The following is a 12,874-nucleotide window of genomic DNA, read 5'->3' as shown; positions in this document are numbered from 1 at the left end:
GGCAGCTTACTTGATCTGGGCACGCTTGCCCTGACCGAGCGCATAAACTTCCGGGGAGCGCTTGCGCGAGGCCGCCGGCTTGCGAATCGTCACCTTGTCATAGCGGCGGCGAAGCTCACGAATGTAATCGTCGGACCCGACACCCTGGAACAGCTTGATCAGGAACGCCCCGCCCGGTTTGAGGTGGGTATCGGCAAATTCCATCGCCAGTTCCGCCAGGTGCATCATCCGCGGTTGGTCGACCGCATCCATGCCACTCTTATTGGGGGCCATATCGGACAGCACAAGGTCCACCGGCACATCGCCCAGCATCGCCTCGAATTCCGATAGGACGGTTTGCTCCCTGAAGTCGCCGTGAAGGAACTCCACGCCGGCCAGCGGCGGCATCTCCAGGATATCCAGCGCCACCACCCGGCCGCTGTCGCCCATGGACTTGCGCACCTGTTGCGACCAACCGCCTGGCGCCGCGCCCAGGTCGACCACCACCATGCCCGGCTTGAGCAGGCGGTCGCGCTGGAGCAGTTCTTCCAGCTTGTAGGCCGCACGCGAGCGCATGCCTTCGGCCTGCGCCTTCTTGACGAACGGATCGGCGAAGTGTTCCTTGAGCCAGCGCTGGCTGCTTTTACTACGGGAAGGCATCGGCAAAGGGGTCTGAACGGGTCGCCATGATACCCTGAACACCCTTTGCTGCCCTTTGATCCTGCATGTCCATTGTTCTCACCTCCGCCCAGAACCGTTTCCTGCGCGGCCAGGCCCACGATCTCAAGGCACTGCTGCAAACCGGCGGCAAAGGGGTCACGCCGGCATTTCTGGCCGAACTCGAGGAAGTGCTCGAGCGCCACGAACTGATCAAGGTGAAGGTGACATCAGAGGATCGCGAGGCCCGTGACGCCATGATTGCCGAACTGACCGAGCAGACCGGCAGCGCGCTGGTGCAGCGGATCGGCCATGTCGCCATCCTGTACCGCCCCAGCAAGGAAAAGCGTCAGATCGTGCTGCCGCGCGGCTGACCCGACGAGTTCGACATGCCCTTAAGCCAGGAACACCCCGACTACACCTATGCGCTGCGCGCGGCCGATGGCCGCCACGCCAAGGTGAACGATCAGATTCTGCAGCGCAGCTTCATCCTGATGCCCGACGAGCTGGTGGAAGGCTGGCCGGTCTCCGGCCTGGAACAGCTCCAGGTCGCGCATATGGACGCGGTGCTGGCGCTCGCCCCGGCGGTGATCCTGCTCGGCACCGGCGAGCGACAGCAGTTCCCGAAGACGGACGTGCTGGCAGCCTGCCTGACCCGCGGCATCGGCCTGGAAGCGATGACCAATGCGGCCGCGGCGCGCACCTACAACGTGCTGGCCAGCGAAGGCCGCCGGGTAGCATTGGCGATGATTCTGGAAGGCCGGGATTAGGGAGTCGGGATTGGGGATTTGCAACTGCGGGCTGGAGCAGATGTCGCTCTCATGGCAACAGCAGGAGCGACACCTCAAACAATTTCCCAGCCGCTGTCAGCGTCTTGTAAGTAGCGCTGACAGCCCAGCGCCGTTGCCGTCGCGAATCCCAAATCCCGAATCCCGAATCACTTCCTCGGCAGATACAGCAGCGGATCCACCGGCTTGCCGTTGTAGCGGATCTCGAAGTGCAGCATGTCGCGGGCCGCGCCGCTGCGGCCCATCTCGGCGATCTGCTGGCCTGCCTTGACGCTCTGGCCTTCGTTGAGCAGGCGCTTACGGTTGTGCCCGTAGGCGGACAGCCACTGGTCGTTGTGCTTGATGATGATCAGCTCGCCGTAGCCGACCAGGCCGGCGCCGGAGTACACCACCACGCCATCGGCCGCGGCACGCACCGCCTGCCCGCTGGCACCGGCGATGTCCACGCCCTGCTTGGTGGTTTCGCCGCTGACGAAGGTGCCGACCACCACGCCGTCGGCTGGCCAGCGCCACGGAAATCCGCTGCTGACCGGTGCTGCGATCGGGGCACTCGGGCGCGGCGGAACCACCGTACCGGCGCTGGAGCTGCTGCCGCCCGGCCTGCTGGCTCCGGGCGGATAGAGCTTGAGGGTCTGGCCGGGATAGATGGTGTTCGGCGAGGACAGGCCATTCCAGGCCGCCAGATCCGGCGCGGTGATATTGGTGCGGCGCGAGATGGCGTATAGCGTGTCGCCGCGCTGCACGGTGACGGTCGCACCCGGGCGCGGCACCGACGGACGCGGCGCTGTGGACGGACGCGCGGACGCCGAACCACCGCCGGCTCCGGGCGAGCGCACCACCGTGGCGCTGCTGCAGGCGCCCAGCCCGACGGCGACTGCGAGCAGGACTGCTGTCTTACGTACCGAATTCATCTGCAACTTGCTCATCCGTTGGTTGTCTTCCACACCAGCCAGCCTGCTCCCACCGCCAGGACGGCCATGGCCACCCAGCCCAGCGGCTCGATCCAGCGATGCAGCGCGGCCTCGGCACGCGCCCCACCCAGCCGGATCGCGCCGGCCACCAGATACACGCGCTTGCCGCGCCCCACCAGCATGCTGGCAATGAAGGGCAGGATCGGCACGCCGACCACGCCCGAGGCCCAGGTAAAGATCTTCAACGGGATCGGGGTAAAGCCCACCAGCACCAGCGCCCAGAAGGCCTTCCACGGCGAATCGGCGACCAGCGTGCGCAACGTCTCGATCTGCGCCTGGATCTTGGCGCTCCAGCCCAGCCATTCGATCAGCGGCTGCAAGGCGGCGAAGGCGAAATGGCCCAGCAGATAACCGACCAGCGCGCCGCAGACCGAGCCGATCAGGCTCAAGGTGGCGAACCACAGGGCGCGCCTGGGTTCGGCCAGCGACATCGGCGCCAGCATCACCTCCGGCGGTACCGGGAAGATGAAGCCCTCCACGAAACTGAGGCCGGTCAGCAGCGCCGGAGCGCGGCGATTGCGCGACCAGCGAATGGCCACGTCGTACAACGGCCCGAAGATCTTCATCGAAAAACTCTCATGGATTCAATCCAGCATGCCCGACAACAGCGGGACGAACGTGACCGGCGCCAGAACCTGCTGCTCGATCGCGCCGTCGGCAGCGCGCGTGAGTTGCACCAGTGACTGCGACGAGGCGCCACCGACCGGCGCGACCAGCCGCCCGCCGACCGCCAGCTGATCGACCAGCGCGTCGACCAGCGCCGGGGCGGCGGCGGTGACCACGATGGCATCGTAGGGGCCATGTTCGGGCCAGCCGATGCGGCCGTCGTCGTGCTTGCTGCGCACGTTCATGCCCAGATGGCGGAAGCGCTTGCGCGCCTGCCGCAGCAGGTCGCCGATGCGCTCGACGGTGTACACCTCCAGCCCCAGCGCGGCGAGGATCGCGCCCTGGTAGCCGGAGCCGGTGCCCACTTCGAGCACTTTGGTCGGGCCAACCTGCAGCACCGCCTCGGTCATGCGTGCGACCACCCAGGGCTGCGAGATGGTCTGGCCGTGGCCGATCGGCAAGGCGGTGTCTTCATAGGCACGCGAGGCCAGCGCTTCGTCGATGAACAGATGGCGCGGCACGGTGCGCACCGCGTTGAGCGTGGCCTCGTCCTGGATACCGGCCTCGCGCAGGCGCTCGACCAGCCGGTCGCGCACGCGTTGCGAGGTCATGCCGATCCCGACCGATTCCGGTTGCAGCCGCAGCCTCGGCGTCATGCCGGCGTATCCAGCGCGGCGGTCAGGCCGCCCACCCAGCCGGCCACCGTCTCCAGCGCCTGATAGCGGGTCAGGTCGACATGGATCGGGGTGATCGAGATATGCCCGGTGCGCACGGCATGGAAGTCGGTGCCGGCGCCAGCGTCCTGCTCCGGCCCGGCCGGGCCGATCCAGTACACGGTGCGGCCGCGCGGGTCGCGCTGCGGCACGCAGGGCTCGGACCGGTGGCGGTTGCCCAGCCGGGTGACCTCGAAACCGAGCACCTCCGACCAGGCCAGGTCCGGCACGTTGACGTTGAGGATGGTATCGGCGGGCAACGGGTCGGACTTCAGCCGTGCCACGATCTCCACCGCGGCGCGCGCGGCGGTTTCGTAGTGATGCGCTTCGTGATTGTGCGTCACCAGCGAGACCGCCACCGCCGGCAGGCCGAGGAAGCGGCCTTCCATCGCGGCGGACACGGTGCCCGAATAGATCACGTCGTCGCCGAGATTGGCCGAGTTGTTGATGCCGGAGACCACGATATCCGGGTCGTAATCGAGCATGCCGGTCAGCGCCAGATGCACGCAGTCGGTCGGCGTGCCGGCAACCGCGCAGGTCTGCGCGTCGATGCGGCGGGTGCGGATCGGCACATCCAGCGTCAGCGAGTTGCTGGCGCCGGAACGGTCGCGGTCGGGCGCGACCACCATCACTTCATGACCGGCATGGCGCAGCGCCTCGGCCAAAATCTGGATGCCGGGGGCGTCGACACCGTCGTCGTTGCTAACCAGTACGCGCATGGGACTCCTCGGAAAACCGGGTCATGATACCGGATGCGTCCGCGCCCTTCGCGCTTGATCTTCGCTTGCGCCTGAGGTTGGGCAGGTTAGGCTGTGAGCATGTCGCATCCTGAAGACGAAGACGACGGCGCGCTGTTCCGCGCAGCGATCGGCGCGGTGAAGCCGATTCGTGAAGTCGCCCCACCGGCCAATGCCAAGCCGCGCCCCAAGCCGCGCGCACGCATGGCCGAGCGCGACGATGAGGAAGCGCACACCGAATTCGCGCGTCTGCTGCGCGACAGTGCGCCGCTGGAGGCGGGCGATACCGCCAGCTACCGGCGCGAGAATCTTCCCACCCGATTGTTTCAGCGGCTCAAGCGCGGTCAATTCTCGATCCAGGACGAACTGGACCTGCATGGCGCCACCGCCGCGCAGGCGGAATCGCTGCTGCGGCAGTTCCTGCTGGAAGCGCATGCGCACGACCATGGCTGCGTGCGCATCATCCACGGCAAGGGGCTGCAGTCGGACAACGGCGCGCCGGTGTTGAAAAACCTGATGGATCGCCTGCTGCGTCAGCGCAACGACGTGTTGGCGTTTCATTCCGCGCCGGCCACGCAAGGTGGCACCGGAGCATTGCTGGTGTTGCTGGCGCGGCGTTAGCGCCGATTGGGTGACGGGTCGCTGGTGCAGGCATGCGCTTGCGCAAAGGACGTGTTGATGGGCAGGCCTGTCGCGGCCAGGTCCGCTCCTACGGCGGTGACGTGTTTGCCGGGCAGCCGACGACCACTGGATAGACCTAGGCGTCGGGACGCGTGCCGGCGTTGAGACGGCCGGCGTCGCTGACCTCGCCGAGTTCCCACAGCACCGCGGTGGCGTAGCAGCCCGGCGGCAGTGCGAATGCGATCTGCAGGCTGTCCGCATCCAGCCAGCGATACGCCAACTGTTGCGGACGCAAGCGCAGTGCGCGGCGCTCCTGCTTCAAGCCCGCGGCCTCCAGGCCTTGTCGCAGCACCTCCGATTGCGGGTCCGACAACGCGCCCTGCTCCACCGCCGCGGCCTGCGCGGTCGAACGCAGTTCGCCGGCGCCCCATAACGGACCGCTGGGATGGATATCGAAGCGCGCCAGGCGCTCTGCCAGTACATCGGTGAACGGCTCGGGGCCGAACACGCTGCGCGAGCCATCCAGCATCCACGCCTCGCCATCCAGCGCGGCATCCCAATTGCCCTGCTCCACGCGTGCGGTGAGCAGCCGATTGAACAGCGCCGAGCGCGCCGCCGACAGCAGCATCGAGCGTTGATCGTTGCGCAGCCGCCGCCGGGATGCCGGCGCCGCCGACAAGGTGCCGTCGGCATTGGACACATAACCGAACATCGCCAGCGCGGAGGCCACGTTGCCGCCATCGCGGCCGAAGCGCTGTTCGCCAAACCAGTTCGGGATACCGCGCGCGGCGATCGCCTGCAGGCGCTGTTCGATCGCCGCACGCTCGCCGTGCACCTGGCGCAACGTCAACACGAAACGATTGCCCAGCAGTGCGCCGCGTTGCAGCTTGCGGTTGTGCCAGGTACTGGCGATGACCTGCATCTCATCGTCGTCGAGCGCGGCGAGCTCCGGCGCGATGCGCTTGGGCAGATGCACGCTGAAGCGCTGCGTGGTCACCGCATGGCGGTCCTTCAGCCCGGCGTAGCTGACGCCCATCTCGGCGATTCCGGCCCACTGCGCGAGTTTCTTCGCGATATAGGCGGTGTTCTGCCCACGCTTGCGGATGGTGAGCAACAGGTGCTCGCCCTCGCCGGTTGGCTCGAAGGCAGGCAGCTCATCGACCTGAAAATCGTCGGGCGTGCTGCGCATTGCCGCGCCGAGGACCGCAGCGCCATGCGCGCGCGGCAGAACAGAGGTGTCGCTCATGCTGTGATTTACCTTCGCGCCGACAGGTCGTGCGCTATGTGCCGAATGCCTCGGCGCGGTGATGTCGCGGTGCGACGCCAAGACGAGCCCGGCGCAGGTAACCGCGATCTGGAGCGGCTGGAACAGCTAGCCGGCAGTGGCCGGATGCGTGGACGGCAGGCTCAGCACTGCAGGGTATGCGGGATGATCGCCATGCCCGGCACCTTCCATGCCACCGACGGTGCGCAGGCGTCTGTGAGCCGCGGTCAGCCGGCGATCCTGCCGAGCAAGACTGCCGCTTGCGCAGCGATGCCCTCGCTGCGGCCGGTGAAGCCGAGTTTTTCGCTGGTGGTGGCCTTGACGCTGACCGCATCGAGTTCGATCGCCAGCAGGCCGGCGATGCGTTCGCGCATCGCCAGTGCATGCGGGCCGATCTTGGGACGCTCGCAGATCACGGTGACATCGGCATTGCCGACCCGCCAGCCACGCTCGCGCAGCAAGTGATCGCAATGTTGCAGGAACTGCGCGCTGTCGGCGTCCTTCCAGCGCGCGTCGGACGGCGGAAAGTGCTGACCGATATCGCCCAGCGCCAGCGCGCCCAGCATCGCATCGCATAGCGCGTGCAGCACCACGTCGCCATCGCTGTGCGCGAGCACGCCATGGCTGTGCGCGACGCGCACGCCGCCCAGCATCACGTGGTCGCCCGCACCGAACGCGTGCACGTCGTAGCCCTGACCGATTCGAAAATTGAAAGACATGGTAATCCGTGGTGATTAGGGAGCGTCGGCGTCGTGGTGCGCGCCAGCGGACAGCGCATCGGCGTGGCCAACGACCGCCCCGGCGCGCGGGTCGGTTGCAGGCGACTGGGCATCCACTGCAACACCTCGGCGCGCCAGTTCGAATTCGAAGCGCGCCAGATCCGTTGGCGTGGTCACCTTGAAGTTGTCTTCGGCACCTTCCACCAGCAACGGGCGCAATCCCAGCCGCTCCATCGCCATCGCCTCGTCGGTCACGTCCACCCCGGCCGCCGACGCCTCGGTGAGGCCGCGGATCAGTTGATGGCGACGGAACAGCTGCGGGGTCAGCGCACGCCACAGCCGCTCGCGTGGCTCGGTGGCATCGATGCCGCCATCGTCGCCGGCACGCTTGAGCGTGTCGCGCACCGGCGCAGCCAGGATCGCGCCGACCGGATCGCCGCGGCCGATTTCCAGCAGACGCTCCAGATCGGCCAGCGCCAGATTGGGCCGCGCGGCATCGTGCACCAGCACAAAGTCGTCGGCCCGCACGCTCTCCGGCAAGGCCAGCAATCCGGCCAGTACCGATGCCGCACGTGTCCCGCCGCCGACGCAGGTCAGCACCGGCTTGCCCTGCACCGAGCTCCAGCCCGGCCAATCCGCATCGTCGGGCGCGATGGCCACCACGATGCCGGCCACCACCGGATGCGCGGCAAGCGCCGCCAGCGTGTAGGCCATCAGCGGTTGCCCGGCAGCGCACAGATATTGCTTGGGGGTCTGCCCACCAAAACGCGTGCCGCGCCCGGCGGCCGGCACGATCGCCCAGATCGAACCGGTCATGGCTGTTCCGCCGGAGCGTCAGGCTCGACGGGCGCAGCGGACGGCGCGGCCACTGCGGGCGGCAGCGGCGGTGCATCCTCGACCACGCGATAGAACGTCTCGCCCGGTTTGATCATGCCCAGTTCGCTGCGCGCGCGCTCTTCGATTGCCGCCTCGCCGTCCTTCAAATCCTTCACCTCTGCTGCCAACGCCTGGTTGCGTTGGCGCAGACCTTCGTTGTCCTGTGTCTGATGCGCAACCTGGGCTTCCAGCATCATCACTTCGCCGGAATTCCCAGGCCCGAACCAGAAGCGGTACTGCAGCCAAGCCAGCAGCACCGCCAGCACCAGCAGTAGCCAGCGCCAGTTGCGCACGGCTTAGCGCTTGAGCGAAACGAACGCGTCGCGGCCGGCGTAACGCGCGCCGGAGCCCAGCGCCTGCTCGATGCGCAGCAACTGGTTGTACTTGGCGACGCGGTCGCTGCGGCACAGCGAGCCGGTCTTGATCTGCGTGGCGGTGGTGGCCACGGCGATGTCGGCGATGGTGGTGTCTTCGGTTTCGCCCGAGCGGTGCGAGACGATCGAGGCATAGTTGGCCGCATGCGCCATCGCAATGGCTTCCAGCGTCTCGGTCAGCGTGCCGATCTGGTTGACCTTGATCAGGATCGCGTTGGCGGTGCCCGAGTCGATGCCCTGCTTGAAGATCTTCGGGTTGGTGACGAACAGATCGTCGCCGACCAGCTGCACCTTCTTGCCGACGCGGTCGGTGAGCAGCTTCCAGCCGGCCCAGTCGTCCTCGGCCAGGCCGTCTTCGATGCTGATGATCGGGTACTGCGCGACCCAGTCGGCCAGGAAGTCGACGAACTGCTCGCTGGTCAGGCGCTTGTTCTCGCCGACCAGGTTGTACTTGCCGTTGTCGTAGAACTCGCTGGACGCCACGTCCAGGCCCAGCAGCACGTCTTCGCCGGCGGTATAGCCGGCCTTGCCGATCGCCTCGAGGATGGTGTCCAGCGCTTCGACGTTGCTGCGGAAGTCCGGCGCAAAGCCGCCTTCGTCGCCCACCGCCGTGCTCAGGCCGTGACCCTTGAGCACCGACTTGAGCGCGTGGAAGATTTCGGTGCCGGCACGCAGCGCTTCGGAGAACGAGCTGCAGCCGACCGGCAGCACCATGAACTCCTGGAAGTCGACGTTGTTGTCGGCATGCGCGCCGCCGTTGATGATGTTCATCATCGGCACCGGCAGTGCCACGTCGGACTCGGTGATGGTGGACAGGTACTGCCACAGCGGCTGCTTGCGCGAGGCGGCCACCGCATGCGCGGCGGCCAAAGAAACCCCCAGCAGCGCATTCGCGCCCAGGCGGCCCTTGTTCTCGGTGCCGTCCAGGTCGATCAGGCGGCGGTCCAGACCCTGCTGGTCGGCCGCGTCAAAGCCCTTGAGCGTCTCGGCGATGGTGCCGTTGACGTTCTGCACCGCGTGCAGCACGCCCTTGCCCAGGTAGCGGGTCTTGTCGCCATCGCGCAGTTCCACCGCTTCCTTGGTGCCGGTCGAGGCGCCCGAGGGCACGGCGGCGCGGCCGAACGAGCCGTCGTCCAGCGTGACTTCGGCCTCCAGCGTGGGGTTGCCGCGGGAGTCGAGGATTTCGCGGGCGAGGATCTTGGCGATAGTGGTCATAGGTCGATCGGTTACCAGTAAGGGGGAAGTACACCGGAAACAAGCTGCGGGATTATCGCCGCACACCGGCACATTGCCAAATCGCGCGAAGCTGCAACACGCAACAGGCCGGCACACATGCTGCTAGGCCATCAAGCCCAGCAGCGGTAAACCAGACAGCAGCAGCAAGACCGACAGCAACACCAACGCAAAGATCGCTGCGCCGGATTGGCGAGCCAGCCGCAACGCCAGCGGTCCGGCGATCAGGCAACTTGTGATCGCGACTGCGGCCAGCAGCAGCGTGACCAGCATTGGCACCCGCGTGGCCTGCATGGCATGGTCGCCGTCACCCGGCATGCCGATGCTGGCAGCGACCAGAAACACCATCGCGGCCATGCACGCCCACGCGGCGATCGATGCGACCAGCGCGATCCAGCCCCAGGGCCAGTGGCGCCACTGCCGAGGCTGGCGCTGCGAAGCGGCCAGCGCCCAGGGATCGGAACTCATGCGAAGCGCGCGAACCCGTGCTTCTTGGTGACGGCATCCAGTTCCATCAGGGTCTCGAGCAGCTCTTCCATGCGGTCCAGCGGCCAGGCGTTGGGGCCATCCGACAAGGCCTTGGACGGATCCGGATGGGTTTCGGCAAACAGGCCGGAAATGCCCACCGCCACCGCCGCGCGCGCCAGCACCGGCACGAATTCGCGCTGGCCGCCGGAACTGCTGCCCTGCCCGCCCGGCAACTGCACCGAATGGGTAGCATCGAACACCACCGGGCAGCCGGTGTCGCGCATGACGCTCAGCGAGCGCATGTCGCTGACCAGGTTGTTGTAGCCGAACGAGGCGCCACGCTCGCAGACCATGATCTGCTCGTTGCCGGTCGACTTGGCCTTGTCCACCACCGGCTTCATGTCCCACGGCGCCAGGAACTGGCCCTTCTTGATGTTGACCGGCTTGCCGGCGGCGCAGACGTTCCTGATGAAATCGGTCTGGCGCACCAGGAAGGCCGGGGTCTGCAGCACGTCGACGACGGCAGCGACCTCGTTCATCGGGGTGTATTCGTGCACGTCGGTCAGCACCGGCACGCCGATCTGCTGCTTTACCGCAGCCAGCACCTTCAGGCCCTCTTCCAGGCCCGGGCCGCGAAAGCTGGTACCGGAGGTGCGGTTGGCCTTGTCGAAGCTCGACTTGAAGATGAAGTTGATCCCCAGCTTGCCGGTGATCTCCTTGAGCTTGCCGGCCACGTCGAGCTGCAGCTGCATCGACTCGATCACGCAGGGGCCGGCGATCAGGAACAACGGCTGATCCAGGCCAACGTCAAAGTCACACAGTTTCATCAGGTCACCTATTGATTAAAGCCCCTCTCCCGTCGGGAGAGGGGTTGGTGTGCGGGTACGGTTGCGAAGCGCTGCTGACGTGCGATGGTTTGCCCTGAATGACGCGTGGCGACGCGTCCGTCATGGCTGCCAACTTCCGGTGCGTTGCGGCGCCCCTCATCCGGCGCTGCGCGCCAGCTTCTCCCGACGGGAGAAGGAGTGGCTCAGGCACGCGCTTCCTTCAACAACTTCCCGCCCGCCTTCTTCTCGCGCGCAGCGCGCACGAAACCGATGAACAGCGGATGCCCGTCGCGCGGGGTGGACAGGAATTCCGGATGCGCCTGGCAGGCCAGGAACCACGGGTGCGCATCGCGCGGCAGCTCCACCATCTCCACCAGCGTGTCGTCCATCGACTTGCCGGAGATCACCAGGCCGGCGTCTTCCAGCTGGGTGCGGTAGCGGTTGTTGAACTCGTAGCGGTGGCGATGACGCTCGGCGACCACGTCCTTGCCGTACACCTCGCGCGCCAGCGTGCCCGGCTTGAGCCGCTGCTCCTGCAGACCCAGCCGCATGGTGCCGCCCAGGTCGGACTTCTCGTCGCGCTTTTCCACTTCGCCGGTGGCGGTGCGCCATTCGGTGATCAGGCCGATCACCGGGTGTGGCGACTGGCGATCGTTCTCGGTGCTGTTGGCTGCGTCCAGATCGGCCACGTGGCGGGCATAGTCCACCACCGCCGCCTGCATGCCGTAGCAGATGCCGAAGTACGGCACCTTGTGCTCGCGCGCGTACTTGGAGGTGAGCACCTTGCCTTCGAAACCACGGTCGCCGAAGCCGCCCGGCACCAGGATGCCGTCGATATCCTGCAGCGCAGCCATGTCGCTGCCTTCCAGATCCTGCGCTTCCAGCCACTTCAGGTTGACCTTGGTGCGCTGGCGCAGACCGCCGTGACGCAGCGCTTCGGCCACCGACTTGTAGGCGTCCTGGTGATCGACGTACTTGCCGACCACCGCAATGGTGACCTCGTCCAGCGGGTGCTTGACCGCATCCACCACCGCAGCCCATTCGGACAGGTCGGGCGCAGCCACCTTGTCGCGCAGCTTGAACTGATCGATGACCAGTTCGTCCAGGCCCTGGCGACGCAGCTCCAGCGGCATGCCGTACAGCACATCGATATCGGGGCAGCTGATCACTGCGCGCTCGGAGACGTTGGTGAACAACGCGATCTTGCGGCGCTCCGAATCCGGCACCGCCTGCTCGGAACGGCACAGCAGTACGTCCGGCTGGATGCCGATCGAGCGCAGCTCCTTGACCGAATGCTGGGTCGGCTTGGTCTTCAACTCACCGGCGGCGGCGATGTACGGCACCAGGGTGAGGTGCATGAACATGGCCTTTTCGGCACCACGCTCGGTGCGCACCTGGCGGATCGCTTCCAGGAACGGCAGCGACTCGATATCGCCGACGGTGCCGCCGATCTCGATCAGCGCCACGTCGAACCCGGCGGTGGCCTCGTCGATGCAACGGCGGATCTCGTCGGTGATATGCGGGATCACCTGCACGGTGGCGCCCAGGTAATCGCCGCGACGCTCCTTGCGGATCACGTTCTCGTAGATCCGGCCGGTGGTGACCGAGTTCTTGCGCGACAGCCGCGTGCGCACGTAGCGCTCGTAGTGACCCAGATCCAGATCGGTCTCGGCGCCGTCGTCGGTGACGTAGACCTCGCCATGCTGGAACGGGCTCATCGTGCCCGGGTCCACATTGATGTACGGGTCCAGCTTCATCATCGTGACCTTCAGGCCACGCGCTTCCAGAATGGAGGCAAGCGAAGCGGCGGCTATGCCCTTGCCTAGCGAGGACACTACGCCGCCGGTAACAAAAATCAGGGGGGTCATGGGGCTTGAAGCCTCCCGGAAAGCCATAGTTTAGCGGGTGTCGGGCGAATGCCCAAGGGTTGCGTGACGATCATGTCGTCACAGCGGCGAAAAACGCGCTGCGCCTGGCGCTCAAATGCAGACGCCCCGACCAAGGCCGGGGCGTCCGTGTGGCGTTGTGCCGTCGCGCGATG

Annotated in this window: 16 protein-coding genes; 3 read left to right on the top strand and 13 right to left on the bottom strand. The window is 66.7% G+C overall.

The genetic code is table 11. From position 1 onward, the window contains the following. Window positions 1–6: 6 nt before the first annotated feature. A complete protein-coding gene (gene rlmE / locus DYQ94_RS03195) occupies window positions 7–639 on the bottom strand; it encodes a 23S rRNA (uridine(2552)-2'-O)-methyltransferase RlmE (protein ID WP_016904005.1) in 633 nt (210 codons plus the stop codon). A gap of 65 nt (window positions 640–704) precedes the next feature. Between rlmE and yhbY the strand changes: the two genes are divergently transcribed. Both yhbY and DYQ94_RS03185 read left to right on the top strand, forming a co-directional pair. Next, on the top strand, window positions 705–1,010 hold the full coding sequence (gene yhbY, locus DYQ94_RS03190) for a ribosome assembly RNA-binding protein YhbY (protein ID WP_024939574.1): 306 nt from the start codon (window positions 705–707) through the stop codon (window positions 1,008–1,010). Window positions 1,011–1,025: 15 nt separating this feature from the next. After that, window positions 1,026–1,406, top strand: coding sequence for an Mth938-like domain-containing protein (locus DYQ94_RS03185; protein WP_016904007.1), 381 nt, complete (start codon window positions 1,026–1,028; stop codon window positions 1,404–1,406). A gap of 167 nt (window positions 1,407–1,573) precedes the next feature. Here DYQ94_RS03185 and DYQ94_RS03180 read toward each other — a convergent pair whose 3' ends face one another. Genes DYQ94_RS03180 through surE form a run of 4 tightly spaced genes read right to left on the bottom strand, consistent with a single transcriptional unit; the run spans window position 1,574 to window position 4,433 of the window. After that, a complete protein-coding gene (locus tag DYQ94_RS03180) occupies window positions 1,574–2,350 on the bottom strand; it encodes a peptidoglycan DD-metalloendopeptidase family protein (protein ID WP_065032325.1) in 777 nt (258 codons plus the stop codon). Further along, complete coding sequence (locus tag DYQ94_RS03175) at window positions 2,347–2,961, bottom strand: YqaA family protein (protein ID WP_016904009.1); 615 nt, start codon at window positions 2,959–2,961, stop codon at window positions 2,347–2,349. Before DYQ94_RS03175 ends, DYQ94_RS03180 begins: the two co-directional genes overlap by 4 nt. Before the next feature lie 18 nt (window positions 2,962–2,979). After that, entirely contained in the window at window positions 2,980–3,657 is a 678-nt protein-coding gene (locus tag DYQ94_RS03170) for a protein-L-isoaspartate(D-aspartate) O-methyltransferase (protein WP_016904010.1), read from the bottom strand. Further along, entirely contained in the window at window positions 3,654–4,433 is a 780-nt protein-coding gene (surE, locus tag DYQ94_RS03165) for a 5'/3'-nucleotidase SurE (RefSeq protein ID WP_024939572.1), read from the bottom strand. The genes DYQ94_RS03170 and surE overlap by 4 nt, the downstream gene beginning before the upstream one ends. A gap of 99 nt (window positions 4,434–4,532) precedes the next feature. On the opposite strand from surE, the gene DYQ94_RS03160 reads away from it, so the two are divergent. Beyond that, window positions 4,533–5,072 (top strand): Smr/MutS family protein, encoded by a 540-nt coding sequence (locus DYQ94_RS03160; RefSeq protein ID WP_160955170.1) that lies wholly within the window; start codon window positions 4,533–4,535, stop codon window positions 5,070–5,072. A gap of 136 nt (window positions 5,073–5,208) precedes the next feature. Here DYQ94_RS03160 and truD read toward each other — a convergent pair whose 3' ends face one another. The 8 genes from truD to pyrG all read right to left on the bottom strand — a co-directional run bounded on the left by truD (window position 5,209) and on the right by pyrG (window position 12,701). Continuing rightward, window positions 5,209–6,318, bottom strand: coding sequence for a tRNA pseudouridine(13) synthase TruD (truD, locus tag DYQ94_RS03155; RefSeq protein ID WP_126965762.1), 1,110 nt, complete (start codon window positions 6,316–6,318; stop codon window positions 5,209–5,211). 245 nt (window positions 6,319–6,563) lie between these two features. Then, window positions 6,564–7,055 carry a 2-C-methyl-D-erythritol 2,4-cyclodiphosphate synthase gene (gene ispF, locus DYQ94_RS03150; RefSeq protein WP_065032327.1) on the bottom strand — a complete coding sequence of 164 codons (492 nt, stop codon included), beginning with the start codon at window positions 7,053–7,055 and terminating at the stop codon, window positions 6,564–6,566. A gap of 15 nt (window positions 7,056–7,070) precedes the next feature. Then, window positions 7,071–7,871 carry a 2-C-methyl-D-erythritol 4-phosphate cytidylyltransferase gene (gene ispD, locus DYQ94_RS03145; protein WP_160955171.1) on the bottom strand — a complete coding sequence of 267 codons (801 nt, stop codon included), beginning with the start codon at window positions 7,869–7,871 and terminating at the stop codon, window positions 7,071–7,073. Beyond that, window positions 7,868–8,224, bottom strand: a complete 357-nt coding sequence (ftsB, locus tag DYQ94_RS03140) for a cell division protein FtsB (RefSeq protein ID WP_016904016.1) — start codon at window positions 8,222–8,224, stop codon at window positions 7,868–7,870. The genes ispD and ftsB overlap by 4 nt, the downstream gene beginning before the upstream one ends. Before the next feature lie 3 nt (window positions 8,225–8,227). Further along, complete coding sequence (gene eno, locus DYQ94_RS03135) at window positions 8,228–9,520, bottom strand: phosphopyruvate hydratase (RefSeq protein ID WP_016904017.1); 1,293 nt, start codon at window positions 9,518–9,520, stop codon at window positions 8,228–8,230. 123 nt (window positions 9,521–9,643) lie between these two features. Continuing rightward, window positions 9,644–9,886, bottom strand: a complete 243-nt coding sequence (locus tag DYQ94_RS03130; protein ID WP_024939566.1) for a hypothetical protein — start codon at window positions 9,884–9,886, stop codon at window positions 9,644–9,646. A 116-nt stretch (window positions 9,887–10,002) separates the two neighbouring features. Further along, window positions 10,003–10,833 (bottom strand): 3-deoxy-8-phosphooctulonate synthase, encoded by an 831-nt coding sequence (gene kdsA / locus DYQ94_RS03125; protein ID WP_126965759.1) that lies wholly within the window; start codon window positions 10,831–10,833, stop codon window positions 10,003–10,005. A 203-nt stretch (window positions 10,834–11,036) separates the two neighbouring features. Further along, window positions 11,037–12,701 carry a CTP synthase gene (gene pyrG, locus DYQ94_RS03120; RefSeq protein ID WP_024939564.1) on the bottom strand — a complete coding sequence of 555 codons (1,665 nt, stop codon included), beginning with the start codon at window positions 12,699–12,701 and terminating at the stop codon, window positions 11,037–11,039. Window positions 12,702–12,874: the final 173 nt, after the last annotated feature.

Source organism: Xanthomonas sp. LMG 8993 (assembly GCF_009835065.2).
GTDB classification, from domain to species: Bacteria; Pseudomonadota; Gammaproteobacteria; order Xanthomonadales; family Xanthomonadaceae; genus Xanthomonas; species Xanthomonas arboricola.
The sequence above is the reverse complement of the archived record's forward strand: the minus strand, read 5'-3'. Positions and strand labels throughout refer to the sequence as shown.